Source organism: Chryseobacterium sp. Marseille-Q3244, assembly GCF_940807095.1.
In the GTDB taxonomy this organism is placed as follows: Bacteria; Bacteroidota; Bacteroidia; order Flavobacteriales; family Weeksellaceae; genus Chryseobacterium.
In genome coordinates this window covers 14,208-40,882 of sequence record NZ_CALNWX010000005.1, presented here as the reverse complement: position 1 = coordinate 40,882, position 26,675 = coordinate 14,208, and the positions used below count along the sequence as shown (strand labels likewise).

General features: G+C 34.0%; 30 protein-coding genes and 1 tRNA gene. 15 read left to right on the top strand and 16 right to left on the bottom strand.

Annotated elements, in window-relative coordinates:
- Positions 1-24 precede the first annotated feature (24 nt).
- The 4 genes from NBX25_RS10375 (at position 25) to NBX25_RS10360 (ending at position 1,915) form a co-directional block, all read left to right on the top strand.
- Positions 25-642 carry a hypothetical protein gene (locus NBX25_RS10375; protein ID WP_250253588.1) on the top strand — a complete coding sequence of 206 codons (618 nt, stop codon included), beginning with the start codon at positions 25-27 and terminating at the stop codon, positions 640-642.
- A 73-nt stretch (positions 643-715) separates the two neighbouring features.
- A complete protein-coding gene (locus NBX25_RS10370) occupies positions 716-1,006 on the top strand; it encodes a winged helix-turn-helix domain-containing protein (RefSeq protein ID WP_045492574.1) in 291 nt (96 codons plus the stop codon).
- Positions 1,007-1,078: 72 nt separating this feature from the next.
- Positions 1,079-1,384, top strand: a complete 306-nt coding sequence (locus NBX25_RS10365) for a hypothetical protein (protein WP_123858938.1) — start codon at positions 1,079-1,081, stop codon at positions 1,382-1,384.
- Between the two features lie 45 nt (positions 1,385-1,429).
- A complete protein-coding gene (locus NBX25_RS10360) occupies positions 1,430-1,915 on the top strand; it encodes a Coq4 family protein (RefSeq protein WP_250253587.1) in 486 nt (161 codons plus the stop codon).
- A 135-nt stretch (positions 1,916-2,050) separates the two neighbouring features.
- Here NBX25_RS10360 and NBX25_RS10355 read toward each other — a convergent pair whose 3' ends face one another.
- Positions 2,051-2,206 carry a hypothetical protein gene (locus NBX25_RS10355; protein ID WP_250253586.1) on the bottom strand — a complete coding sequence of 52 codons (156 nt, stop codon included), beginning with the start codon at positions 2,204-2,206 and terminating at the stop codon, positions 2,051-2,053.
- A 98-nt stretch (positions 2,207-2,304) separates the two neighbouring features.
- On the opposite strand from NBX25_RS10355, the gene NBX25_RS10350 reads away from it, so the two are divergent.
- The 4 genes from NBX25_RS10350 to NBX25_RS10335 all read left to right on the top strand — a co-directional run bounded on the left by NBX25_RS10350 (position 2,305) and on the right by NBX25_RS10335 (position 5,624).
- Positions 2,305-3,675: a DUF4153 domain-containing protein gene (locus tag NBX25_RS10350; protein WP_250253585.1), complete on the top strand. Its 1,371-nt coding sequence runs from the start codon at positions 2,305-2,307 to the stop codon at positions 3,673-3,675.
- Positions 3,676-3,687: 12 nt separating this feature from the next.
- On the top strand, positions 3,688-4,359 hold the full coding sequence (locus NBX25_RS10345; RefSeq protein ID WP_250253584.1) for a DUF1361 domain-containing protein: 672 nt from the start codon (positions 3,688-3,690) through the stop codon (positions 4,357-4,359).
- Between the two features lie 153 nt (positions 4,360-4,512).
- Positions 4,513-5,052 carry a hypothetical protein gene (locus tag NBX25_RS10340; RefSeq protein ID WP_250253583.1) on the top strand — a complete coding sequence of 180 codons (540 nt, stop codon included), beginning with the start codon at positions 4,513-4,515 and terminating at the stop codon, positions 5,050-5,052.
- Positions 5,053-5,111: 59 nt separating this feature from the next.
- A complete protein-coding gene (locus NBX25_RS10335) occupies positions 5,112-5,624 on the top strand; it encodes a hypothetical protein (protein WP_123909047.1) in 513 nt (170 codons plus the stop codon).
- Positions 5,625-5,752: 128 nt separating this feature from the next.
- On the opposite strand, the gene NBX25_RS10330 is transcribed toward NBX25_RS10335, so the two are convergent.
- From NBX25_RS10330 to NBX25_RS10315, 4 genes are all read right to left on the bottom strand, one after another.
- Positions 5,753-7,402: a S8 family peptidase gene (locus tag NBX25_RS10330; RefSeq protein WP_250253582.1), complete on the bottom strand. Its 1,650-nt coding sequence runs from the start codon at positions 7,400-7,402 to the stop codon at positions 5,753-5,755.
- 152 nt (positions 7,403-7,554) lie between these two features.
- Positions 7,555-8,148, bottom strand: coding sequence for a hypothetical protein (locus NBX25_RS10325; RefSeq protein ID WP_250253581.1), 594 nt, complete (start codon positions 8,146-8,148; stop codon positions 7,555-7,557).
- Positions 8,149-8,162: 14 nt separating this feature from the next.
- On the bottom strand, positions 8,163-8,612 hold the full coding sequence (gene dtd, locus NBX25_RS10320) for a D-aminoacyl-tRNA deacylase (RefSeq protein ID WP_250253580.1): 450 nt from the start codon (positions 8,610-8,612) through the stop codon (positions 8,163-8,165).
- An 8-nt stretch (positions 8,613-8,620) separates the two neighbouring features.
- A complete protein-coding gene (locus NBX25_RS10315; protein WP_123909043.1) occupies positions 8,621-9,082 on the bottom strand; it encodes a hypothetical protein in 462 nt (153 codons plus the stop codon).
- Between the two features lie 110 nt (positions 9,083-9,192).
- Here NBX25_RS10315 and greA point away from each other — a divergent pair, with 110 nt between their 5' ends.
- From greA to NBX25_RS10280, 7 genes are all read left to right on the top strand, one after another.
- Positions 9,193-9,663 (top strand): transcription elongation factor GreA, encoded by a 471-nt coding sequence (greA, locus tag NBX25_RS10310; protein ID WP_068938932.1) that lies wholly within the window; start codon positions 9,193-9,195, stop codon positions 9,661-9,663.
- Between the two features lie 57 nt (positions 9,664-9,720).
- Entirely contained in the window at positions 9,721-10,110 is a 390-nt protein-coding gene (locus NBX25_RS10305; protein WP_045492597.1) for an HIT family protein, read from the top strand.
- Positions 10,111-10,176: 66 nt separating this feature from the next.
- The gene (clpX, locus tag NBX25_RS10300) at positions 10,177-11,364 is read left to right on the top strand and encodes an ATP-dependent Clp protease ATP-binding subunit ClpX (protein WP_250253579.1); all 1,188 of its coding nucleotides are present in this window, start codon (positions 10,177-10,179) and stop codon (positions 11,362-11,364) included.
- Between the two features lie 75 nt (positions 11,365-11,439).
- On the top strand, positions 11,440-13,395 hold the full coding sequence (locus tag NBX25_RS10295; protein WP_123909041.1) for a T9SS type A sorting domain-containing protein: 1,956 nt from the start codon (positions 11,440-11,442) through the stop codon (positions 13,393-13,395).
- 5 nt (positions 13,396-13,400) lie between these two features.
- On the top strand, positions 13,401-13,613 hold the full coding sequence (locus tag NBX25_RS10290) for an Fjoh_0651 family PID-CTERM protein (protein ID WP_123858951.1): 213 nt from the start codon (positions 13,401-13,403) through the stop codon (positions 13,611-13,613).
- Positions 13,614-13,675: 62 nt separating this feature from the next.
- On the top strand, positions 13,676-14,968 hold the full coding sequence (locus NBX25_RS10285; protein WP_250253578.1) for a TlpA family protein disulfide reductase: 1,293 nt from the start codon (positions 13,676-13,678) through the stop codon (positions 14,966-14,968).
- Positions 14,969-15,012: 44 nt separating this feature from the next.
- Positions 15,013-15,086, top strand: a tRNA-Met gene (locus tag NBX25_RS10280).
- A gap of 491 nt (positions 15,087-15,577) precedes the next feature.
- Here the strand turns inward: NBX25_RS10280 and NBX25_RS10275 are convergent.
- The 11 genes from NBX25_RS10275 to NBX25_RS10225 form a co-directional block, all read right to left on the bottom strand.
- Positions 15,578-16,876 carry an HlyD family secretion protein gene (locus tag NBX25_RS10275; protein ID WP_123909038.1) on the bottom strand — a complete coding sequence of 433 codons (1,299 nt, stop codon included), beginning with the start codon at positions 16,874-16,876 and terminating at the stop codon, positions 15,578-15,580.
- Between the two features lie 46 nt (positions 16,877-16,922).
- Positions 16,923-17,117 carry a bacteriocin-like protein gene (locus NBX25_RS10270; RefSeq protein WP_123909037.1) on the bottom strand — a complete coding sequence of 65 codons (195 nt, stop codon included), beginning with the start codon at positions 17,115-17,117 and terminating at the stop codon, positions 16,923-16,925.
- Between the two features lie 70 nt (positions 17,118-17,187).
- The gene (locus NBX25_RS10265) at positions 17,188-19,380 is read right to left on the bottom strand and encodes a peptidase domain-containing ABC transporter (protein ID WP_250253577.1); all 2,193 of its coding nucleotides are present in this window, start codon (positions 19,378-19,380) and stop codon (positions 17,188-17,190) included.
- Between the two features lie 82 nt (positions 19,381-19,462).
- Complete coding sequence (locus NBX25_RS10260) at positions 19,463-19,627, bottom strand: bacteriocin-like protein (protein ID WP_164464407.1); 165 nt, start codon at positions 19,625-19,627, stop codon at positions 19,463-19,465.
- Positions 19,628-19,720: 93 nt separating this feature from the next.
- Positions 19,721-21,229, bottom strand: coding sequence for a vitamin K epoxide reductase family protein (locus tag NBX25_RS10255; RefSeq protein ID WP_250253576.1), 1,509 nt, complete (start codon positions 21,227-21,229; stop codon positions 19,721-19,723).
- Between the two features lie 110 nt (positions 21,230-21,339).
- The gene (gene gwsS, locus NBX25_RS10250) at positions 21,340-22,440 is read right to left on the bottom strand and encodes a grasp-with-spasm system SPASM domain peptide maturase (RefSeq protein ID WP_250253575.1); all 1,101 of its coding nucleotides are present in this window, start codon (positions 22,438-22,440) and stop codon (positions 21,340-21,342) included.
- Complete coding sequence (locus tag NBX25_RS10245) at positions 22,437-22,622, bottom strand: hypothetical protein (RefSeq protein WP_123858957.1); 186 nt, start codon at positions 22,620-22,622, stop codon at positions 22,437-22,439. The genes gwsS and NBX25_RS10245 overlap by 4 nt, the downstream gene beginning before the upstream one ends.
- Positions 22,619-23,521: a grasp-with-spasm system ATP-grasp peptide maturase gene (gene gwsG / locus NBX25_RS10240; protein WP_250253574.1), complete on the bottom strand. Its 903-nt coding sequence runs from the start codon at positions 23,519-23,521 to the stop codon at positions 22,619-22,621. The genes NBX25_RS10245 and gwsG overlap by 4 nt, the downstream gene beginning before the upstream one ends.
- The gene (locus NBX25_RS10235) at positions 23,499-24,359 is read right to left on the bottom strand and encodes a hypothetical protein (RefSeq protein WP_250253573.1); all 861 of its coding nucleotides are present in this window, start codon (positions 24,357-24,359) and stop codon (positions 23,499-23,501) included. The genes gwsG and NBX25_RS10235 overlap by 23 nt, the downstream gene beginning before the upstream one ends.
- Positions 24,360-24,428: 69 nt before the next feature.
- A complete protein-coding gene (locus NBX25_RS10230) occupies positions 24,429-24,713 on the bottom strand; it encodes a TIGR04139 family peptide modification target (RefSeq protein WP_250253572.1) in 285 nt (94 codons plus the stop codon).
- A 142-nt stretch (positions 24,714-24,855) separates the two neighbouring features.
- A complete protein-coding gene (locus NBX25_RS10225; protein ID WP_250253571.1) occupies positions 24,856-26,616 on the bottom strand; it encodes a helix-turn-helix domain-containing protein in 1,761 nt (586 codons plus the stop codon).
- Positions 26,617-26,675 lie beyond the last annotated feature (59 nt).

The window sequence follows — 26,675 nt, the reverse complement described above, 5'->3', positions numbered from 1 at the left end:
ACTTTGTAATTCAAAGTTCTTTTTATGAATTCAAAAAACTATCACGAAGATTTGTCTCATATCCGTTCCATGATGGAGCGGTCTTCCAGATTTATTTCATTAAGTGGACTCTCTGGAGTAGTGGCAGGTGTGGCAGCACTTTTAGGTGCCGGATATGCTTATTTTGCTATGGAAAGTAAAAAGATGGAATACATTAATGGTAGTAGACTTAGTTTTACACCGGCATTGGTACAGGAATTAGTTATTATTGGATTAGTCGTTCTGGTCGTTGCTGTTCTTAGTGGTTATATTTTTACCGCCAATAAAAGTAAAAAGAAAGGATTAAAGATCTGGGACGGCACTACTAAGCGACTTTTAACTACCTTTGCAATCCCGTTAGCAGCTGGTGGAATCTTTTGTGCCGCTCTTATTTATCATCATCTAGTAGTGTGGGTAGCTCCTACTACTTTGATTTTCTATGGGTTGGGTCTGATAAGTGCAGAAAGATTTACTTTGCCCGATGTAAAATACCTGGGATATTGTGAAGTAATCCTCGGATTATTTTCCCTGTTTTTTCTGGGCTGGGGGTTATTTTTCTGGTCTGTTGGCTTCGGCATTCTGCATATAGTTTACGGACTTATCATGCATAAGAAATATAAATAAAAATTAATTTTGCAGCTTTTTAGGTTGTATATCTTCATACGAAGGGGCCTATACCTGCAACCTATTATCGATTATGATCAAAATAAGTCAACTTAATAAAGAATTCGAAAGCCGTGTAAGATTGGGTATTATGTCTGTTCTTATGGTGAACGACTGGGTTGATTTCTCTGAAATGAAAGGATTGTTAGAGATTACTGACGGAAATCTTGCCAGTCACAGTAATGCTCTTGAAAAAGTGGGATATATTGAAGTGAAAAAAGAATTTGTGGGGAAGAAGCCCAAGACCTCTTACCGTGTTACACAAAGTGGGAGGCAAGCCTTTACAGATCATCTGGATGCTCTTGAAAAATTATTGGGACGATAGTCTTATATTTTTTTGAATTTTTACTTTGTAATTCAAAGTTCTTTGTTTTAAAATGAACTAATTATTATAATTATGAAAGATCGGGAAATTATCAATCTAAGTAAATCAATATTTGGAATATGCCTTACCATCGGAAGCATTTGCCTTTTAGGAGGATTATTCAAGAATGAATCATTTGCAGTCGCAGGCTACCTACTGCTTCTTTTTGCTACTCCAATCAATTTATTATTTGTAATAACTTTTTTGATTGGTGGACTTGTCAACAGGTCCAGATTAAGAATTTACGTAAAAGCAATCGGTATTCTTTCCATCAATATTCCAATTGCAGCTCTGTATAGTATTATTGGCCTTTATCTATTTTCTGATGGACATTGGTAGCTTTTATACCCAATTAAGATAGAATCTTTTTTAAATATATATACTATGAAAAAAATACGCGTTCAATTTCTGCTTTTTGTGTACGATAAAACTCAAAAGTTATACAGAAAGTACTTTAAAAAGAAAAAAAGGCAATGGCAGTTCAGTGAAAGACAACTGTTGGAATTCAAGGAAGATTCGTTGGGAAGAAAATTAGGGGAGTTCTACCATAAACATGGGTTTTCAATGATTCCCAAAATGGAAAACCATGATGTCCATCATCTAATCACTGGCTGTGGAACCAATTTCGAGGATGAAATTGCCATGCAATACCTTTTACTGGGAAACGGAAAGCTCAATGCCCATTTGCTGGCGGCTATTGTACTGGGAACGCTTATTCTTCCGGAATATATCAAAATATATGTCAAAGCTTATAGGAAAGGACAGACAATGAAAGCTTTTCACAAATGGGACTTCGAAGGTTTACTCTGGCAGAATTTTGAGCACCTGAAAGATTTTATCCAACAGAAAGATGCCGTTGTTTTACATTAAAGTTATTGATATGGAAAATATAAAGTTTAGTTATACCGGAAAATATACATTTATTATTTCTTTCCTTTTAGGGACATTTCTGCTTATCCTTCTGCTGATAACAAGATGGGACTTTCTTTTGATGCTAGGGTTTATTTATGTGATTGCTGCCATCATTTTAAATGTAATAATTTTCCTGTTAGAGCTTATTGAATACTTAACGGAAATATCTGCGAAAATAACATCCAGAAACTCCATGTTTCTCCTGATAGCTAATATTCCCATTGCTTTTATATACTTTCTGATAGTCATCAATTTTTGTTAACACAACTCGAATTTCTAGTAAAGATTTTTTAATCTATTCTTTTTTAGCTTTTTATCTCTTATTCTAACTTCTAAATCTTAATATCATGAAAACACATCATTATATATTTTTAACAACAGCCCTGTTTGTCGTTCTATTTTACGATCAGGATATGGGGCTGAATTTTGGAATCCTCGGAATTCTATATGCAATTCTGAACTTCTTTAAAACACCGGAAAAAAACAAAACCAGGACATTTTATATCCTTACCGTGGCAAGTGTACTTTCGGGGATTGCATTTGCGTGGTATGGAGACTTTGCGTCATTTCTGGCTGTTGCAAGTTCGCTTCTTTTGCTGGCTTACAAATCAAGAAACAGGAAGATGAAGATCCTTTTTCTGATTCCTGTTTTTATTACCAACTGCTGTACCTCAATTTGTAGAATCTTTATGCTTGATAAATGGCTGCCTCAAAGAAATGTTCCGGGAATGTGGCAGAAAATGATGGCCTTTGTACTCATTCCGTTAGTTCTTATTTCCATTTTCTTTGGAATTTATGCCGCAGGAAGTGATCATTTTGCAGCGCTTTTTACAGATTATGAACTGGATATCAATCTTTGGCAGGTTTTCTGTCTTTCCGTTTTAGGCTTTTTTATTGCTTTTAACTTCTGGAATTTTGCAGTTGAAAAACTGATCTATAAAAACCATCATTTTTTGGATAATGATTTTCAGAAAAGTGCTCAGATTCCTAAATCAACCTATTCGTTTCTTGATCTGGCCGCAGAAAGAACGAGTGGCGTAATATCCTTCTTTTGTCTGAATATTTTGTTGGTATTCTTTATTATTACCTATAATTATGAACAGTTTTATGAAGTTTCAAAAACACCGGTTCAGCTTTCGGAAGAAACCCATGAGCGTGTCAATGCAGTGATTATGTCTATTGTGATGGCTATTCTGGTAATTATGTTTTACTTTAAATCTGGGTTCAATTTTGACCCTAAAGCAAAAATGCTGAAAATTTTAGCAAAAGTCTGGATTGTTTTAAATGCAATACTTATTCTCTCTGCTGCTGTCAAAAACTACGAATATATTGTCAACTATGCCTTTACTTATAAAAGACTAGGTGTTTTTGCTTTCCTTCTTTTATCTCTGATCGGACTTTCTTTAACCTTTATTAAAATCCAAAGACAAAAAAGAAACGCATTCCTGTTCAATACCATGGCTTGGTATCTTTATGGAACCATTTTGATTTGCAGTTACATCAATTGGGGTGGTTTTATTACTTCTCAGAATATTACCCGTAAAAACTTTGATTTAAATTACCATTCCGCATCGGTTAATTTTAATGAAGAAAGCCTGATGAAATATGCAGATGAAAAAAATAATCCAAAGTTTAAAAAAGATCTTCAGAACAAAATTAAAATAGAAAAATCGAAATCATTTCTTTCTAAAATCATTTATTATGAAACTACTAAATAATAAACACACACGATGAAAAAGTTTATAAGATCTCCGAGATTTAAAATGAATGCATTGTTGGTACTTATGACCTTGTTCTGTTTCAGTCTTTCTCTTTTCAGATATTATATCAGTGAGACGAAGGTGTTTTTCTTTCTGAACTGGAACCTGTTCCTCGCATGGATACCCTTGTTTTTGAGTACTTTTATACTGATATTTAATATTAAAAGTAAAATATCTATTGCCGTAATTATTATAGTCTGGATTCTATTTTTTCCCAATTCACCCTATATACTAACTGATTTGTTTCATTTGAAAGCAAGAAATACGATTCCGATCTGGTATGATCTGATTGTAATACTTTCTTATGCCTGGACAGGGCTGATCTGTGGTTTTTTAAGTCTTAATGATATTGAAAAACTCTTATCGGGCTATAGTAAGCAAAGAATTATCAATGGTATTGTTGTCCTCTTTCTTTTTATAAGCAGTTTTGGAGTATATCTGGGAAGATTTCTGAGATGGAACAGTTGGGATGTTCTGAACAATCCTTTTGGATTATTTAATGATATTGTTGTACGGTTGATCTATCCACTCGAATATACAAAAACCTGGGGTGTAACCCTTTTAATGGGAATTATGCTCAATTTTATGTATTTCACGTTTAAGCTGATTAGAAATAATAATGAAAAGCTTTTGGAGCCTTAAAATACAGTTCGTTAAAAAGATTTGGAACAATTTTAGCATTTAAAAAGGACTGATTAACCAGGATTGTGTTGAAAATAGAGCTAAAGACTTTATGAAAAGATAGGTAAGCGTTAACAATATCCTTCTGTAGGCACATCCTTAAATTTAATTATTATGAAAAAAAGCTTATTGTTAATTCCATTGATCATTATTTCATGTAAAAAAGATCCGGCTGTGGCAGATATATCTCAAAAGGATTCAACTAATATAACAGAAATGCCAGACTCTACCTATAAAGCAGATTCTGTAGCTCTAATAAAAAAAGACTCAATTATTAACAATGCCCCTGCTACCAAGGAGGTTTTACGTAAAGGTGTCATGAGAAATGTAAAAGAAGGTCAGATTGTAAGAACAGCAGATGCCTCCCAACTTCCTTTCACCTTGGGAGAAGAATTCAAAAGTGACGATCAGGAGTTGGTCTTAAAACTAACCCATTTTGAAAAATCAAATATCAAAGCAAAGATTTCAACCAAAGAAAAAGATTTTAATATCAGATTCAATCAGATCAAACTTCCCAATGGAGATTATGATGGTCCTTTTGGAAGAGAAATTACCTATGAAATTCCTGATAAAGGAGAAATATGGCTGATTATCGGAAAAAGTAATATGGCTTCTGGAAACACGAAAGGGCATTTTACGGTAAGTATTGAGTAGCATCAATCAATTTGGTACAGTTTCTGCAAATTAACATCATAAGTTTAAATATAAAAATTATGAAAAATATAGTTCTAACAGCAATGGCCGCTTCAGCTGTACTTGTAAGTTGCGGAACCGTACAGTCGCTGGTTCAGAATACATTTCCCTATACAACGAATGTCTTAGTTTCTACAGGAGTACCTGCTGATAAAGAGGTTTCTTCAACAGCAACAGCAACTAATGTACAAACATGGTTTGGAGGAAATAATAATGCTCTGATAAAAGATGTAAGAATCTCTGACGCAAAAATTTCCGTAGCTTCTCCTTCAGGAGGGAACCTAAGCGCATTTAAAACGATTAAAATATATGTATCATCCAGTGGAACAGGGGAGAGGCTGATAGCATCCCGTTCTAATATATCTACCAATTCGTCCAGTATGAACCTGGATCTGAATGATACAGGTTTTCTGGATAGTATTGTAAAAAGTTCAGGACTTACCGTAAGAACAGTTTATGAATTGAAGAACCAGACTTCTTCAGATATGAACATAAAAGTAGCCCTTAATTTCAGCAGCGTTCCTGCGAAATAAGTTTTAAAGGGTAAGAATAAAAAAAACTCCTTTCAATTGCTGAAAGGAGTTTTTATTTATATTAAAGTGAGTTTAAAATAACGTTTAGCCAATTATATGAGTAAAAGTAACTTCAAACCTCATTCTTCCTATAATTTAGTAAACTTTTCCACAACCCGTCTTGATCCTTCATTGATATTGATAATGTACTGACCGATAGGAAGTTCAGAAATAGTAATCTTTTCACCTGGAGAAACCGTGCTTTTTATCACTGACCTTCCATTCATATTGATGATTTCAATGTCCAGCCTTTTATCTTCAGCACTCTGAATGGCTATATAGCTGCTGGATGGATTAGGATAAATTTTCACTTCCAGAGCAGGTAAAGCTTTAGATACGGATTTACCTTCCAATTGCAAAATAGCATTTTTCACATTGGGAAGTGGACCAATTTTTTTATTAACATCGGTTCCTCCCTGTGGAATACCAGTGGAAACCAAAAGATTCCTCATCGCTGCTGGACTTAAATTTTGACCCGTAGTCTGACGATAAAAAGACTGGATAAGTACAGCGGCTGAGGCTACAGTAGGAGTAGCGGAACTTGTTCCACTGAAATAATTGTAAGTCCTGTTATTATCATTATCATACTTTGCATATGATCCATATCCTGCAGCCAGAACGCTGCTTCCCCATCCTTGTACATCCACTCTGCTTCCATAAGTACTGAAGCTTTGTTTTGAATGGGTGGTATTAGGAGTTCCGGCTCCTACGATGATGGCTCCACTGTTTCCTCTTGCTCTGTAAGTTGCATAGAAAGGTTCATCAAGATCCTGATTTCCATTTCCTGCTGCCGCAATGATGATAATTCCTGAATCTGTAGCAGCTTTTGTAAGATCCCATATCACACTATCATATTCAGCAGGACAATATTCACCGTTTTTCCCACCAGTCTGCATTTCATATAAGATAATATCTCCAGACTGAGATGCATTGATGGATCTGCTTACTGCCGAAGCTCTGTTGTATCCAACCGTTGTCCATTCCATATATCCTTTTATTTCTGAAGCATTATAAACAGCACCTGTAAGCCCGATATTATCTTTTACAGATCCTAGAATACTGACCACAGCTGTTCCATGATCCCGGTAATTATTTCCAGATAATCCTGAGTTGGGAGAATAGCCGGGTTCCAGTTGAATAGAATTTTGATTGCTAAGCATTTCATGGGTTTTGTAGAAGCCATATTCTACATCACGAATGCGAATGTTTTGTCCCGTGATTCCTCTCGACCAGGCATATTTTGCATTGATGCCCGGATTATCATTCAGGTAGGTTTGAAGGTTTTCCAGATCCGGAGTCGCTACAAACATATTGACCAAAGGAGGCTCAACAGGAGTACTACTCATTACGGATACATATTCTATTTCAGGAAATTTCTCAAGAATCTGAGTAAGCCTTTGAAAAGAATCGCCATCCTGAACAGGGATATTTGCCTTAAATATCCTTTTCAGTTTTTGAACAGACTCACCGGAATTTCCGTTCTGTCTGCTGCTGGCCATCATTTCATTAATTTTTTCATTGCTAAATCCCAGATCATAAGTAAATGATATTTTATTTTCGCGGGCAAATCTTTCCAGTTCCGGGTTTTTACTGAGGGCGTCTTTTTCTGAAGTGATACCTTTTGAAAAGCATACATAGATAATATCGTTTTGCGGAGCACTGCGACCTAACGGAGATTGTGCAAATGAAAGGAAGAAACAGAATACAAATAGGGTAAGGAGTTTGATTTTTGTTTTCATATTATTTTTATTAAATGATTGTGAATCGGTTTGGATAATATCAAAAATAATAATAAAATGAAAACAAATCACGTTTTTGTGAATTTATTTTTCAATGAACAGGTTTCGCCTTTGTGTAAAGGATTTTTATTCGGTAAAACAAAGGTTGAATTTTACTCAAACCAGTTTTCGTTGACTTTATGATAAAAAATCTGTTTTTTATTCGTGATTTGATATTCGATACCAATACTGTCTTTATTGGCCATAATGAGCTTTACCCTTTGAATGTTTTCTTTTTTGTCATCAACAGGAAGATCAATCGAAGAGCACTGAAAAACCTTTTCTAAAACTTCATTATAAGGTATTCTGCTGATTTGCTTTTCAACAATTCCTTCCCGTCTGTAAATAGTTACCTGTGGGTTATATAAAACATTGGGACGGTTTCTGTCAATGCGATAGTGATCATCAAGTTGAATTCTCTGGTAGCTGCCAATAGTAGAAAAATAATTGACGATTCCGAAAAACGGGATCATCATAGGCAGAATACTCAGAATAATTGCTCCTACTAAAAGTCCAAAATATACCTTGACTGCTTTTTTCTTCCAAAGTTTAATGATGATAAAGACTGTCATGGCCAGCCAGAGCCAGCCAATAATTTTATCAGAATAATATCCGGCGTAGCTGTACTTGTTGAGATTTAAAATAATCTCACTCAGGAGGATTAAAGTCACAACAAGATAAGCGATGACTATATTTTTGTTCTTCATGCAGGTTTTAACTATCAACTTTTTGTAATTGAATCCATAACGATGGTTACAGGTCCATCATTGATTAATGAGACTTTCATATCTGCCCCGAAAATGCCGCTTTCAGTCTTCAATCCGGATTTTACCATTTCTTCTTTAAAATAATCAAATAACGGAACAGCTTTATCAGGCTTGGCAGCTTTGATGAAAGAAGGACGATTTCCTTTTTTATAATCTGCAATAAGGGTAAACTGGCTGATGCACAGGATCTCTCCGGAAATATCTTTTACCGAAAGATTGAGTTTGTCATCTTCATCACCAAAGATTCTGAGATTCAATACTTTCTGAACCAGCCAATCTACATCTGCTTTTTCATCATTTTCATCAATGCCTACCAACAGCATGAGTCCTTTTCCTATTTCTCCAACGATTTTTCCCTCTACTTTTACATGGGCTTCAGAGACTCTTTGTATAACAATCTTCATTTCTTATTTTAATAGTAAATAGTTAAAGTTTTGCTTGCGGGATCATAATTATAAGTGGTATAGGTTTTAGGAGGTAGAGAGGTTTTCGCTCCATCCAATGGTTGACCTGTTCTTAACATCCATTTGGTGCCGTCTTTGGGACATAAAATAGCAAGATTATCTTTAGTAACCTCGAGGGTTGTATCATTATCAGGGCATAAATGAGGTGCGTTGCGATCATAAATCTTGAATGCATTTCCAACGCGGACAATGATTAATCCTCTTGTTCCAGATTGTTGTTCATTAACATAAATCCAACCGTCATCATAATTTAAAGCGTTATATGCGGGAAGGTTTAAATTTAAAGTAACATTGATTGGATTGCTCGGAAAGCAGTTCACAGTATCTTCTCTACTTCCGCATGAGTTGATGGATAAATTGCTGAAAATCAATAAAATGAAAATAGATAATATCGAAAAAGTTTTTTTCATTTCAATTTAAATTTTTATATATTTGTAAAAATTAAACGATTATAACACGTAAAACATTGTCCGACAAATGTCGGATTATTTTTTTATACTAAAACTAAATTTTGAAAATTATGGCAAGCTATGTAACAAAGGAGGGCCTTGAGAAAATGAAAGCTGAGCTGGAACAGTTGGAAACTGTGGAAAGACCAAAAATTACTCAGCAGATCGCAGAAGCTAGAGACAAAGGTGATTTGTCTGAAAATGCAGAATATGATGCGGCTAAAGAGGCTCAGGGAATGCTTGAAATGAGAATTTCTAAGCTAAAAGATGTTATCTCAACTTCTAAAATTATAGACGAAAGCCAATTAGATACTTCAAAAGTTTCTATCTTAACTACAGTGAAGCTTAAGAATAATGCAACGAAGCAGGAGCAGGTATTTACATTGGTGCCGGATAACGAAAGCGACCTTAAATCAGGAAAGATTTCTGTAAACACTCCGATTGCTAAAGGATTACTAGGTAAAGTTAAAGGCGAAACCGCTGAAATTACTTTACCCAACGGAAACAAACTTTCTTTTGAAGTATTAGACATTTCTCTATAGTCTGATACACCCTTTCATTTCTAAACTTCCAGTATTTAATCTCTAACTTTTATAAAAATGAGCACTATATTCACAAAAATCATCAATGGCGAAATTCCCTCTTATAAAATTGCCGAGGATGAAAACTTTATTGCATTCCTCGACGCGATGCCTTTGGTGAAAGGACACACGTTAGTAGTTCCAAAAAAAGAAGTGGATTTGATTTTTGATCTTGAAAGTGAAGAATACAAAAACCTTTGGGGATTTGCCCAAGAGGTAGCCAAGAAGATCAAAACTGCAATTCCATGTGTAAGAGTAGGAGTAGCGGTTGTAGGACTTGAAGTTCCCCATGCTCACATTCATCTTATTCCTTTAAACAAGATGGAAGACATGAACTTCAGAAATGAAAGACTAAAATTAACGAACGAAGAATATACAGAGATTCAAAACTCAATTATTAATTCTTAAAACACAGAAAATCGTAAAAAAGTAATTTTTTACGATTTTCTTTAACATATACATATATTATATAATATGAATCCAAACCAATGTTCTTTCTGCGGAAGAAAAAGAAATGAAGTACAGATGTTAATTTCTGGGCAGAACGGTTTTATTTGTGAAAATTGTATAGAGCAGGCACATGTAATTGTGAAAGACAGTGCTTCCAAAGCAGAATATTCACCAGCAGACAATATGGAAGATCTTAAAAAGCCAAAAGAAATCAAAGTATTTCTGGATCAATATGTCATAGGGCAAGATCAGGCAAAAAAACAGCTTTCTATTGCGGTGTATAACCATTATAAAAGATTGCTTCACGCTCAGGACGAAAACAGAGACGTAGAGCTTGAAAAATCCAATATCATCATGATAGGGGAGACAGGAACAGGAAAAACCTTACTGGCTAAAACCATTGCAAGAGAACTTAATGTTCCCTTCTGTATTGTGGATGCTACAATCCTAACAGAAGCAGGATATGTAGGAGAAGATGTAGAGAGTATCCTTTCAAGGTTATTGATGGTTGCAGACTATGATGTTGAAAAAGCAGAAAAAGGAATTGTTTTTATTGATGAGATTGATAAGATTGCAAGAAAATCAGACAATCCAAGTATTACAAGAGATGTATCCGGAGAAGGGGTACAGCAGGGGTTATTGAAGCTGTTAGAAGGTAGTATTATAAACGTACCACCACAAGGAGGAAGAAAGCATCCTGATCAAAAGTACATTCAGGTGAATACCCAGAATATTCTGTTCATTGCCGGTGGAGCCTTTGACGGGATTAAAGAAATCATCGAAAGAAGAATGAATAAGCAGGCTATTGGTTTCAGTTCCGAAAAAATCAATAAAACTGATGAAGATGAATATGTATTAACAAACATTAATGCCATCGATTTACGTTCTTTTGGATTAATCCCCGAACTTTTAGGAAGGTTTCCAATCATCACTTACCTCGATAAACTCTCAAAAGAGACATTGGTAAGAATTATGAAAGAGCCAAAAAATTCAATTGTAAATCAATTTGTGGAACTTTTCAAAATGGATGGCACGGATTTGGTAATTACAGACGGTGCAATCGAAAAAATTGTTGAGGAAACCATTGAAAAAGGACTAGGAGCAAGAGGTCTTAGAGGTACTACTGAAAAGGTTTTGGAAGACTATATGTTTTCAATCGGAGAGGAGAAAAAGATTGTATTAACGGAAGATAATATTTTGATTAATAGATAAAAAAGTTTTTTTTTTAAAGAAAAAAATAATACCTTTGCGGGTGAAGATTGTATTAACACACAAATAATTTATACAATGAGAAAAAGTTTATTTGCTATAGGTCTTTTAGCAATCAGTTATTCTGTTCAGGCGCAGATATTATGTCATGTTGACACTGGTGCTAATATGTATGTGAGCGAAGGCACCCTAGTGTATAGTGGTGGAGGTGTACAGACAAAAGACAATGGTGTTTTGGATGTACACGGAAATGTAATGGTCGTAGGATCAGGTACAGACACTTTTAAAACGATTACTACCAGTGGTTCAGATAAAACTGACGGTGGAAATATCATTTTAAGAATGAATACACCTGCTACGTATGCGACTTCTACGTATGGTCAGTTGTACATTGATGGATTATCCCAATCCAATATTACTGGTATTGTAAGTAAAGAGTATAGAACAACCAGTCATGGAGGTTCTACAACTCCTAGTTATTATCAGCAGGTTGCTTTGCCTTTCTCTGGCAAGGTATTAAGTACATTATCTACAGAAATTGGTAAAACTTTCGATACAGGAAGATACAGCAATCCTGTCCTTAAATGGGATAATACGAATGCTGTAGCCAATAATTTCACCAGTCTGGCAACTGCAACAAGTGATCCTTCCGGATACTACATGTTAAAGGTTACCAATCAGGATTGGAATGCAAGTGCTCCTACAACAGGTAATGTATTCACGATTAACGGAAAGCCTTATGCTCCTCTTGCTGGTGCTGTTACCCTTCAAAATGCAGCAGCTAATGTAGCTTTTGGTGCAGGAGGAAATAATAACAACGCTTACAACGAGAAGTATAACACTTATCTGGATGACAGTTTTGAGTGGACAACTTCTGCATGGCAGGGAACGTTTGGTAAAAACTGGTATCAATTCGGGAACCCGTTCCTAACGAATATTGATTTATCAAAAATAGGCTACACCGAAGGACCTAACGGAGATGGAAATGCTGTGAAGAATATCTGGGGTGTTGAATATAATCCAGGTACAGTAAACACACTGCCAAGTGGTTCTACTTACGCAACCAATAATAAGGTGGTAACTTTCATGGCTACTGGTGATGGAGTTGCTCCTGCTGTTGGAGATGTTGACTTGGTTGTAATCAAGCCTATGCAGTCATTCAAAATAAAGTTAAGAGATAATTCTCTTCAGACTTTAAACTTTAATACCTTAAGAAGGTTTAATGGAACTGCAAGAGCAGCCGGAACTCCATATGATGTATCTGCTGCTAAAAATACAAATAGTATTAATAGCTCTGTAAAGCAGCTTGGTGTTATTGGTCTTGATGCGAATAAGAATGAAATTTCAAGAACCTATTACGTAGTTTCTAATTCATCAACTACAGGACACCAAACCTCTATTGCAACCACAGTACAGGCTTCTGCTGGTAAGAATATCATTGGTACTTTTGAAGAAGACGTTAATGGAGGTTATGACAATAACAATCTTGGTTATTGGTTATACATTAACGAAGCTAATGAAAATGATTTTAAAGGGAAGAATGTTAAATTGGTAAACTATTATCAGGATAAAGTTCAATTCTATAAATTTGAAGTAAGAGAAAACGCAGAATTAATTCCTGCTGGATCTCACCAATTATCTTCAGGTATCGGATTTTACTATAAAGCTGAAAATGGAAATGTAATACCAGCTAAACAAGGAGATATTATTCCTGTAACAAACGAAGAAGCGAACCTATATTACGGAGAACCTGCTAAGGGTACTCTAGCTGTTAAAGAGAAGAATACATCACCATCAAGAACATTGGTGGTTTATGATCCTTCAATTACAAATTATATTGTAAGATTTGATCCAAATTGGAAGAAAGCTGATATTGAAGTGTATGATATGAGCGGTAAACTAGTTATTTCTAAGAAAGCTGTTGATACTTCTAGAGATTTTGTAATCGAGCTTAATAACTCTATTAAAAACTCTTATGTTGTAAAAATTGTCTCAGATAAGGGAGAAACTGTTAACACAAAAATCTTAAAATAAATAATATGAAAACTATTAATAAGCTAGTATCCGCATTTTTTCTTTTTGCATTAGCATTAGTGCAAGCTGCTCCGCCAATTCCTGGAGGAGGAGGAGGTGGTGGTAATGGTACAGGTGCCCCATCTTCACCCATTGATATGTATGTATACGTACTGGGTATTGTAGCAGTCGCTCTGATTGTTTACTTTACAAAAAAGTACAAGAACGTTAAAGCATAAAATTTTATTAAAATAATATTAAACTCTCTGATTAATCAGAGAGTTTTTTTTATTTTTACTCTATGAAAAAGATTTATACACTATCTGCGGTTTTAGCTGCATTTGCATTGCAGGCTCAGTTTACAGTTACAATTCAGACACCGGCAGATTTTAAAGATCAGGATGCTATTCTATATACACTAAACGGTTCAAAAGATATCATTGTTACCAAAGAACAAAGCAAGAACAATACATGGACGTTTAAATATCCAAATAATTATATGGGGATGATGAAGATTTACTTCCCTACAACAAACAATACCGTAAGTTTCATTTCTGAAAACAAGAATGTAAATATCAAACTAGACATTCAGAACAATAAGGTGAAGGATGTTACTTATCTTGACGAGGCTAATGAGCTAATGAGCAAACAACAGGAAGGCTCTCAAAAGAAAGAACTTATTCTTCCTGCTTTAACTCAGATTAAAGAGTATTATAAAGATAATACAGATTTTGGAAAAGCGCTGAAAACAGAGATTGACAGGCTTGCGGGTACATCTTCTTCCATAGATGCTGCCAAACATCCGTTTATAACGTATTACAATACCAATTATAGCAAGTTCATTGGAAACTCGGCAGAGGGTAATAAAAAGGTTGATCAGGAAGAAATCATCAACTTCCTGGATAAGTCTAATGATATGCTTGAAAGCTCATCGCTATTGAGACCTATATTAGTATCTTATTTGAACTCCGGAGGAAATACTAATGTTGCGGGCTCTGTAGATAAGCTTTTAGACCGTTTAAAGGTAGAAACTCCAAGAGGGCAGACTGTATTATCAGAACTTATCGATATTTTTGATGTTTATCAGATGGATGAGTTTAAGAATAAATATCTTGGCTTAGCTAAAAACCTTAAATGTACTATTAATGATAGGTTGGCTTCTACGTTAAAATCCAATGCGAATGTAGAAATGGGAGCCGTATTTCCTAATTATAAGTTCCAATCGGCAACTAATACGACTGCAAAATCAATTCACGATGTAAAGGCCGATAAGAAGGTCATTGTATTCTGGTCATCTACATGTTCACACTGTGAAACCGAACTTCCAAAACTATTGGAAAAGTATAATGATTTAAAAGCAAAAAATATTCAGGTTATTGCTCTGTCTTTAGACGTGGACAAAAATTCATATTCCAAAAAGATCGCTGCTTTTCCATGGATCAATGATTCGGAATTGAGAGGATGGAACAGTAGTTATGTAGATATGTACAATGTTCATGCAACTCCGACATATTTTATTTTAGATGCTAACAACAAGATAATCAATAAACCAGATCATGTTGGGAATGTTTTAGAATATTTTATGCTAAAATAATTTTGGAGGTAAAGAATATTTTTCTATATTTGCACCACCAAAACGGCGAGGTAGCTCAGTTGGTTAGAGCGCAGGATTCATAACCCTGAGGTCACGGGTTCAATTCCCGTCTTCGCTACAAAAACCGCAATCATTAATTAATGGTTGCGGTTTTCATTTTTATACAGTATACTTTATTTTTCCAGAATAGTTTTTTGCATTACGGTAATTCTTTCCGGCTTAGACATTATAAACTGGTTATTTTAATTCTTAAAAACCAAATTATGTAGATCAACAGGATATCATACCCATAAGTTTGGTAAAAAGCATACAGCTGATTTTACTTTGATCTTTACGTATAATTATTATTAAAATTTTCGTATTCATTTTTAATTGCCTGATACTTTCTGCTTTTGTAGTATAATAGGATGTTTTTTTGTTTTTGAAATACTAAGAACTTCAGTTAAGATCATAAATACTTCGGTAAACCCTTATTATTGTTGCATTTTTCCTCTTATTTTCTTTTTGACGGGTAAATGTCATAATTGAATTAATAAGCTAAAAATGGGCATGAAAAAGCCGTTTCCATAATTTGAGAAACGGCATGTTTTATTTGTTAAAAAGCTTTTATCAGGCTTGATATCCTAATAGCTTTCTGATTTGATAGAAAAATCTTTCAATAAGTCTCAGATCTTCAGTTACAATTTCTGCACTTCCTCTAAGTTCTTTATCAAATTTCAGATTTTTATTATAGCTTGTTTTTAATCCTTTTGGTAAAATCACATCTACATAATAATTTCCTTTATCATCAGGAATCAGGGATATATTCTGAACTTTTCCTTCTACAATCCCATATTCCTGGAAGCGGTAGTTATCCAATTTGATTAATACTTTCTCTCCTGGGTGAATCTTTCCGGAGTTTGCCGTAGGAACAGACATTCTACCTACTAATTTCTCTTTATTCTTAGGAAGGATAGATACAATAGCTTCTCCTGCTTTTACGAACTGATTTTCACCGAAAAACTGCTGGAAGCTGGCTACACCATCTGTAGATGAAATAACAAGATAATTTTGTTCCCAAAGTTTTAGCGCTTTTCTTAATTGTTCAAAAAGCTGTAAGGTTTGTGAAGAATAATTGATTTTATCTTTTTCTGTATTAATTACTGTTCCGCTTTTGGTTTTATTTAGGTTGGAAATCCCTTCTTCAGCCTGTGAAATAGAAATATTGATATTTTCAAGGTTCTGTTGAGCCTGAAGATATTTGATTTTTTCACTCTCAAGCTCCATGGCAGAGATTACTCCCTGGTTGAACAGCTCTTGAGACCGTTGAAAATTCTTTCTGGTAAGATCGTATTTGGCTGATTCCAGACTTTTCTGTTGTTTTAAAGTAGAAATCCTTGCTCTAGACTCGGAAAGACTTAGATTGGTAGCCAAATTTTCCGGAGCATAAGGCTGTAGTCTTGTAAAAAGTTCTTCGTCCTGAAAAGCTTTTGCAAAGCTGTTGTATTCTCCCTGCAGTTCACCCAGTTTATATCTTGAAGTCTGGGCGATAGGAAAGGAGCTAAGCTGATTAGGAGACGTAGAGTCTACCAATTTTTTTAATGCTATTACATCTTTATAATTGGCGGCAGACAGCATTACCATCAGTACGTCATTTTTCTTTACTTCCTGATGGTCTTTAATGAATATTTTCTCAATCTTTGAATTGATCCTCGCTTCTAATTTTTCCGGAGGATTTTGAGAAGTTACGATAATAGGGGCCGGTACAAATTCCGGATATTTTATAATGTAACTCATTATAAAAATGAGCAGAATAATTATGAATATAAGCGTGTTTCCCCAACGGATCATCCAATTAGGCGGCTGGGTAAGGATATCCTGTACACTTTCTGAGCGGAGTTCAATATTGTCTAAAACGTCTTCTTTCATTGTTTCTGAGGTAAAATTTCCCCCAATATTTCAGGGGGAATATAATTTAAATACGTGGGCAAGTCCCGTCATACCATGATGGTGGTGAAGTATCTGCGTCTGGTGGACATGCAATATGATGCATACGACATGGCATCCAGCTACCCAGACACCATGATCCGCAACAATTATCATCCGGAATTACTACACCTCCACTGACAAAAACTAAATCTTTTCTGGAAAGTTTTTTTAGATTTTTCATAATTAATAGATGTTTATAATTTCCTACTCTATAAGCTTTTCGGATTCCGCTGTATGTTGATTCTCTTTGGTTAATTTCCTAATTCAAGCTGATTTCTTACCAATCGGTAATATTCACCGCGTAGATCTACCAATTCAGCATGGCTGCCTTCTTCTACAACTTTTCCTCTGTCCAGTACAATAATCTTATCGGCATGTTTTACAGTAGAAAGTCTGTGGGCAATCACTACTGCTGTCTTGCCTTTAAAGAACTGTTCAAGATTTTCCATAATAATCTTCTCATTATTGGCATCCAATGCGGAAGTAGCTTCATCAAATAAAATGTATTCAGGGGATTTATAAACGGCCCTTGCAATGAAAAGTCTTTGCTTCTGTCCGCCACTTACTCCAACACCTTCATTTCCGATCTTTGTATTATAACTTAGTGGCAATCCTTCAACAAACTCCTTGATATTGGCTATTTCTACTGCACGTCTTAATTTCTTTTTGTCGATATGATCTTCACCAACAGCGATGTTATTGGCAATTGTATCATTAAATACATATCCTTCCTGCATTACAACTCCGCAATGATCTCTCCAGAATCGTGGTGAAATATTCTTAAGGGCGGTATTCCCGATTTTAATATCTCCTTGGTCTGGCTCATAAAACTTCATCAGAAGCTTCAATAGGGTAGTTTTTCCACTTCCACTGGCTCCAACAATTGCTGTCGTTTTCTGATAGGGAATAGTAAGGCTCAGGTTTTCAAAAACCGGGACATCAGATCCGATGTATCTGAATGACATATCGGAAATCTCTATATCCCTTTGGGGAATTTCCATAGCATATTGCTCGTCCTTACTTTCTTCATCTTCTTTATCGTGAATTTCCCCTAATCTTTCAAGGGAGATCTTAGCATCCTGAGTTTGTTTAATAAAATCAATAAGCTGGAGAAGCGGGCTGTTCAACTGTCCAATGATATATTGTACAGAAAGCATCATCCCTAAGGTTAAGTTTCCACTCAATACTAATTTTGCAGAGAGGAAGCTTACCAGAATATCTTTCATCTGATTAATGAAGTTTCCTCCTACAGATTGCCATTGCTCTAAAGACAATGATTTTATTCTGATTTTAAATAGTTTTACCTGAAGGAATTCCCAATCCCATCTTTTTTGCTTTTCAGCATTATGCATTTTTATTTCCTGCATTCCGTTGATAAGCTCAATGACCTTACTTTGTTCCTGAGAAACCTGGGAAAATCTTTTGTAATCAAGTTCTTTTCTCTTTTTCAGGAAGAAACTGATCCATCCGATATATGCTATGGCACCTACAAGATAAACAATGAATAGTCTGTAATCGTAAAGCAAAAGGACAATACTGAAGATAATCAGGTTGACCAATGAAAACAGGGTATTTAATGAAGAGCTGGTAAGGAGTTGTTCTATTCTGTGGTGGTCATTGATTCTTTGCATGATATCTCCGGTCATTCTGGTATCAAAAAAGCTGATAGGGAGCTTCATAAGTTTGATAAAGAAATCGGAAATAATCGAAATATTAATTCTGGCAGAAAGATGGAGAAGAATCCAGCTTCTGATCGTCTCAATACCCATTCTTCCAAAGAATAGCATAATCTGCGCAAGCAGGACAAGATAGATAAAGTTAATATCCTGATTCTGTATCCCGACATCTACAATACTCTGGGTAAGAAACGGGAAAACCAGAGATAATAAACTTCCTGCAAGAAGTCCTACAGCCAGTTGAAGAACAAGTGACTTGTATTTAAAGAGATATTTGGAAAGGAATGAAAAACTGGCTTTACTTTCTTCATTGTCAAATTCGGTTTGAAAGAATGCCGGTGTTGTTTCCAAAATAAGAGCTATTCCTTCCTCAGTATTTTCGTTGGCATTTTCTCCGATCCAGGATTTGATGAATTCCTCCTGATTGTAGGTAATGAGTCCGTAGCTGGGATCAGAGATGTATATCTTATTATTTTTATCAACCTTATAAACAACTACAAAGTGGTTTTTATTCCAGTGTACAACACATGGAAGCGGAACTTCTTCTACGAGGGTTTTAAAGTCGACCTGAACTCCTAATGAACGGAATCCAAGATTCTCTGCTGCATCACTCAATCCTAGAAGGCTGCTTCCTTCACGGGTAGTTTCAGAAAGGGCCCGGATTTGTTGCAGGGATATACTTTTACCGTAATATTTACTTACAATTCTAAGACATGTAGGTCCACAGTCTTTAGTGTCTGGTTGTTTATAAAAAGGAAATTTTTTCAAAACTAATAATCATTATAAAATGTCGTCATATTCTGACGACATTTTTACTTTATTCAATATTATAACTCAATGAAATGATGAACTAGTAGTAGCACCATTTGTTACATGCATTTATAGCTCCCTCCTTAGGTGGATTGGTTTTGGATTCACAATAGCTCGCTTCATACTGAATTCTTGCACATTCCTGAGTAATACCACCTTTCAGGATTCTTAGGCCTTCTCTTGAAAGTTTTTTTAGATTTTTCATAATAAATAGTTTTTGGTTTTCCTACTCTTTATAGCTTTTCGGATACCGCTTTTATTTTTCCTAAGATAGGGAATTTTGAATCACGAGGTATGATTAAATTTCTTCGTCTTCTATTAATTCATCAACAAAGAACAGAATATCTTCTCTGTCATATTTTTCCGGGAACTGATAGCCGTTAATCACGAGAATAGGAGTGAAGTTAAGTCCTGCATTACTGTTTTCTACGGACATTTGAACTAATGGATTCAGGTTTTCTGATGTAACAACTCCTCCAGATAAAATGTTGACTTTGTTTTCATCTCTTGTTTCGAACCATTCTTCAACCGCATGTAAGAATTCTTTTTCCGACTTATTGTTGTAAATGTGGGTTAGATCTGAGATCAATGCATTGTATTTTTCATTAGATCTTTCAGGGGTATAATTGAATCTCATTTGTAAAGAAACATCATCCGGATATTTCTTTAAAAGACTTTCTGCCAGTTTATGACCATCTTTACAGAAACCACAATAAGGATTGGAAATAATGGAAATACGAAGCCTTGCATCTTTTTTCCCCAGTGAAAATGTTTCAGTATCCTGAAATTCTATTTTGTCTCTTTCTAATAGCTGGCTTTTGAAAAGCTCATAGTTTCTTTTGAATCTAAGATTTTTAGCATTCGATTTTTGAAGTTCCTCTTTCTGTTCAAGAAGGGTGTTGGAATACATTACAGCTGAAAAGATGATTGCCCATAAAATGACTGTCAGTAAAAGAGCACCAATCCCAAAAGAAAGATTCTGGAAAAAGAAAGCACTAATAACTAATTGGCCTACCAGAATAGAGATGATTAACAGACAAACTCTACAAAATGTTTTTTCAACAAAAGCCTGGATATACAAAGAATAACCTATTGCCAGTACAGAAACGAAAGTAAATCCTTTTACGATATAAGCTGTAGCGGGTAAAAATAATCCTAATATGGCAAGCCCGGTAAAGTAAATCAGCGAAAAGTCTGAAAACTTTAATCCTAAAATACTGGTTTTATCTTGTTTAATAATTCTGTCACATGAATTAGCCGTTTGAGTAGCTGGAGCAGCTCCGCAAATACTTCCAATTACACTGGAGGTGTTTCCAAATTTTTGATTAAATAATTCCAATGAAATATAAACACCGGCTAATGAAAGAAGATTAAAGATTGCTTCAAGTGGTCCTTGATATATAAATGAATAGATAAGAATCACAGCAAATACAGCATATAAAATAGGTTTGAAATTGAAAGCTACTTTATTTTCTGCATTTTCAGTCTTTTCAAACAGAAGAACAAAATCTGTAGAATTCTTGTAAAGCTCTTCTTTATCTAGTGTTTTTGCTTTTTCGGAATACACAGAATAATTACTTCCAGATTTTTTCACCAGTGAGAAGGAATTGTCAACAATGGCAATAAATTCTTCCGGAAGCTCGTCCCAATATTCTTTGTCAAGTTGATAGGCATCATTTTTTACTCCCAAAAAGTTTAGTGTATCACTGAACGCCAGTGCGGACGGATAGTTGGGGTGAGAGTTAAACTGGAAAATAAATTCCTGCTTATCAAGTTTTAGGTAGTTAATTAGTTTATCAAAAATCATATTAATATTTTCAACTAAAATACACAGATGTTTTAAATTAACAAAAGAATTTTTCTTTTATTAGTGAGATATAAGGTGGTATTGGTAGATTTGATTTGAATATCAATATTTTATTTTATAGAATTCGGCTTTAAAACCAAGTTTCCTAAATTATAATATTGCATTGCTTCTTGATGCAAAGGATTTTGGCTCCAGTCTTCCCAAGTGCACGTATATGGATTATAGCCACATTTTAAAGGTTTTGAAATATCAAGGCCCTCTTTATTCTTGTGGGTTCTTTCTGTGTAAGCACGGCAATCAGTGCAAACATACCGAAACTCACAATCTTTACAAATTTCTATTTTGTCTTTAGTGAGGTTCCAATACTTTTTGAAATTGTTTTGTATCAGAACCTCTTCAAGACTTGATTCATGGATATTTCCAAATTTTTCCGGCATTAAAGGGCAGTTCTTTATATTACCGTTGATATCAATTCCTATTTTTTTGTGTAAACAGGAATTGTGATTAATTGCTTCAAGAACTTTTGGAAGATTGGTATTGAAGTATTTTAGATCTATTTTTCCGCAAGCGGATATTTTGATGTTTTCATGGTTAAAGTTTATCGTAAATCTAAATACTTCTGTGGTCTTAAAAGAGATCTTTTTGCAATCGTAAAAAAAGAAATTATAAATTCTTGTGGTTGTTTGATTGAGTATTTGGAAAAACTCCTGATCTAAGGCATTATGAAATGGAGAGTATATTTCTATACCTTCTAAAACAGAGCCTTTAAATTTATTGTCTATAGCCTGGCATTCTTCAAGAGAAAGTTTCTTAGTACAATAAATTGTTAAATGTTTTACCCCTAAGTTGTTGATAGAGTTTTTTATCCTGTCAAGAATAATGATGTCATCAATTTCAATGAAAACATTTGAGACTTTGCTTACTTCCTGGAACTCATAGGACATGGGAAGGAAATTCCTATCCCAATCATCATTTGTTATAAAACCATATTCTTTTTCAAGCAGAAAGTCTATATATTCATGAATAATATCTTTAGATTCAGCATCATAATTTTCTAAGATATTTTCAATAGAATCATTTTTCAGCTCCTCGATAATATCATATAATTCCAAAGGATAAAGATCCGAGATTTTCCTCTGAAGATCCGAGATCAAGATTCTTCCGGCTCCTTTGGTGATTAAAATATTACTGAATAGGTTAAAATATCTCATAATAATCTTGTAAGTGCTTTTATTGGCCTTTCCCTCATCAGATAATCTGTTTGATAGACTTCACACTCTATATAGTTTATGTTAATACTGGTTTTATCATTAGATTTTTTAGTGCCAAGCTTTTCAATAAATTTAAAGGTAAGAGGTAATTTATTTTTTTCTTCTTTAAATAATTTTTTCATAAATATTGTGCTATTTCTTTTTCTAATGAATAGTTGCAGATTTCTGATAGCCCAATGAACTGACCTGTAGGATTAACTTCCAAAAAGTAGAACGTGTCTCCACTTTTTATAAAGTCTATCGAGCCACAGCTTAAGTCCAGTGATTGCATAAGCAGATGCGTTTTTTCTTCAATGTCTTCAGGAAGTTGGTATTGTACTTTTCTATTCGGCTTTTTATAATTATATTTTCTAAAATCGGTTTTAGTCTGCTCATCATTTTGAGAAATAATAGCAGTAGACCACATTTTACCAGCCAGATAAAAGCTTCTTATTTCAAAGTCCTTTTCAATTTTTTCCTGAAAAAAGGTGATGAAGAATTCTTCTTTCTCTTTTTCCTGTATTACTGAAGTGTAAATGATGCCGTTGAAGTTTTTCTCGACAGAATCTAATATTACATTTTCTGTAATGGGTTTTGTAATTGTTTTATTGATAACAACTTCATCAGTATTTTCTGCTAGAAAATATTCTGGAACTTTTAACCCAATTTTCTTTGCCTGCTCCAGGACCAAGAGTTTATTAACATGATTGTTGCTCTGTTTATTAATGCTTTTTTTTGATTCCAAGGTTTTTATCACGTAATCTTCCAGCCAATGTTGGTGCTCATCCATATGGTGGTTGGCAGCATTATTATCATAGGATAGGCGTTTGAATTTTAAACCTCCTCTTCTATACCATGTACTTGCAATTTCATCCAGAAAAAAATTGTTTCTGTCACTCACCAAATAAATTCTTTTTTTATCAGCCTTAATTTCAAAAAACTCATCTTCATGCACTCGAATAAACTTCTTTCCCATTGCCGAAAGATATTTGATAACTTTTGTGGTTGTGGAATCTCCGTTATTCGATATGATGAGTATCATCTTGTTTTAGTTTTTTAAAAAAATCTTTTCTTATTTTGGAACTGTGTTTCATGCTTGGAATTCCCAGACTTTTCCGGTTACGGTCAATCAGTGAACTGTCTTTTACAGGAATCATATTAAAACCATATAGTGTAATTTTTTTATGAGCTCCTAAGTAGGTATCCTCCATCCTTGCATAGTCACGCGGGGAGAAGTCTCCTGATTTTACATATTCCAGTAATTTTTCCTTTATAAAAGGATAATTTTTTTTGGACTCAACCATATGAGTAATAAAGGTTGGCATTGGAAACCATCCTATTTTTTGAGGTGTTGGAAATCCATGATTTTTAAAGGTCCATATAAGAAGATTTGCGTTTTTCTCTACATTTTTTCTGGTCAATGCTGTATCAAGGGGACGACCTGCCTGATCTCTTATCAGAGCAATCTTGAAAGAATCAACCAGTTTTTTATCTAGTCCTTGTTTCCATTCTGTTATTTTTTGTTCAACAGATGCATTGTCTATTCCATATTTATTAAAAAGAGGCAGATACTTTTTATATTCGTCTCCATTAGGGGCAATCAGAGAAATTAATTGATAAAGACTTTTTTTTCCACCAAAGTCTTCATGATACTGATCAGCAAGAGTGATATAAGTTGCATATTCTTCAATACGGTCCTGATTTTTAGGATCATATTCTTTGAAAATTTGCCTGTATTCATTTACAGCTAATTTAGGATTGTTGGCCAGTCTATATATGCTGTCAATCTCGTTCACCTTATTATAATAAGTTATATAGTTCTTTTTACAAGATGTAAGGAATAATAAAATGATAAGAGAGAGAAATGGTAAAATTTTCATAAATAATTCAATTTAATAATATGGATAAAAAGGAGGGATATTCACCCTCCCTTTTTCTTTTTCATATGTTTAGCAAACTTCTAGTCTACCAATATAATCACCTCCATTAGATGTATAATGGTCAGCTTCATAGCACCCTGGTGTTGTAACTGCAGCACTAGATTCGATAGCATAAGATTTTAAACTACCATTAACTGATTTTAAATCGTCTCTTTTCAGTTTTTTGTTTTCCAAAGAAGAAAAACCTTTCTTCATTCCTGTTAACTTTTTCATTGTTAAAATTTTTTTTAAAATTAATATTTGCTTGCCATATATCCCAGGCTTGGGAAGGTGCTGATCAGCTTGTATATTCATATTTTGTACTGTACACATACAAAAAAATAAATTTTGTGTTTTTACCTGGAGCAAACTTACACAAGAACAAATCGTAAAAAAAGTCTTAAGGTTGTAGATTTATAAATCTACATATATGAATTTATAAAAATAGAATATTAAATCACTTGTATATCAGTTGGTTATTGTTGTTTTGGGAATCGTTTAAGCTATCAATTTCTTTAATGTACATAGAAAGAGTAGTGCCTGTTTTTTTCTTAAAAGCTAAAGAAAATGCCTGTTCATTATTGTAACCCAACTCTTCAGCAATGACAGATAATTTGTAGGAACGGAATTTTTTATCTTTTACTAACCTGTCTAAAGCAAAATCAATACGGAGATCATTAAGATATGCTGCAAAGTTTTTTCCTTTGTAGGTATTGATAATTTCTGATAAATAAGTGGTATTGGTTTTTATATTTTTGGCTAGGCTGGCTAATGTAATACCTTTTTTCAAAAAAAGTTCCTTAGATTCAAATATTCTCAATTGTTGTAATATAAATTGAGTAACTTCTTCCGATATAACCTTAGAGGCTTTATCATTTTGTTCTGGAATTGCCAGATGAGTTATTTCAATATTATCAGCTTCATCTTTTTTATCTGCATTTTTCTCTTCAATATTTCTTTTTTCAACCAGATTGATTAAATCTTGTGCAATTTTTCTCTGTTCTTTTTCTGTTTTCTTAGATTTATAATATAAATATATAATGAATAAAAGTATTAATAAAAGTATCCCAATAGAAATATATAGTATTCTTTTTCTAAGTTTTAATTCCTCGATGATATCTTCTTTTTCTTGCAAAAGATTGGGGGTATCATACTTCTTTGGCAATTCAGTAGATAAATATTGAATCTGCTCATCAAGCTTCCTATCAACAATTAGAAAACGGTCAATATAGTAAAGTTGCTTTTGTTGGTTATTATTTGCTTTATAATAGTCTATAAGATAGGTGTAGACTTCGCGGAGTTCAGGAAAAGTAAGATTAAATTTTTGCACATTGGCATCTAGTTTAATATAGGTTTCTAAAGCTTTTTCCTCATTCTTTATTCCCTGATAAGCTTTACCTAAATTATTAAGAGCGTAGTTAGCATTGGTGCTTTCATTGTTATTGGTGAAATAAGTATAGGCATTAGATAGCTTTATAATTGCAGTATCATATGCTTTTAATTTAAGATCATAAGTTCCTGAAAGATATGAGTATAGATTAGGATCCTGTTTGTTTTTACCTGTGAGAATAGCCTTTTGTCCTTCTTTTATTAAAATATTGGCGGAATCTAATTTATTAATCTCAAGATAACAACTTATCAGAGCAATACGCATTTGATTATGTTGATAGTCATCTGTGATATTATTTCCATTGTATAGATAATACCTGAATGTTTTAGCTGCTTCTATATTCTTACCTATATAGCTATTGATGTAAGCAATATTCATATTGGCATAGGCCGTTTGTTTTTCGTCGTGTTGTTCTTTTGCATATTTAAGCCCCAGAATATAGTTATCCAATGCCGCTTTTAAATTATCGTGCTTATAATATAGATTTCCTTTGCTCAAATAGGTTCTGGCAGGGTATAGATTTCCTTTTACATTTTTTGTGATGATCGTTAAACTATCAAGATATTTTAGGGCTGTTGGAAAATCTTCATAAAAGTGTACAAGGACATAGCCTTCCGCTATTTCGAGAGTATTTTTTTCTTTTTTAGCCTTTTGTAGATAATATCTGGCTATCTGTTTAGCCTCTGAACTTTGATTATGGTCATAATAATCATAAAACTTATTCCTTAGCTCCGGATAAGTAAATTCATATAAATTACTAAATTTGTTCTTTTGAGCAATTGCCAAACTATTGGTTAATAATAATATAATTAAGACTATATATTTCATTATTTTGTAAATACGAAACAAATTTACATTTTTATTTACTAATGTCTCTTATTGATGAG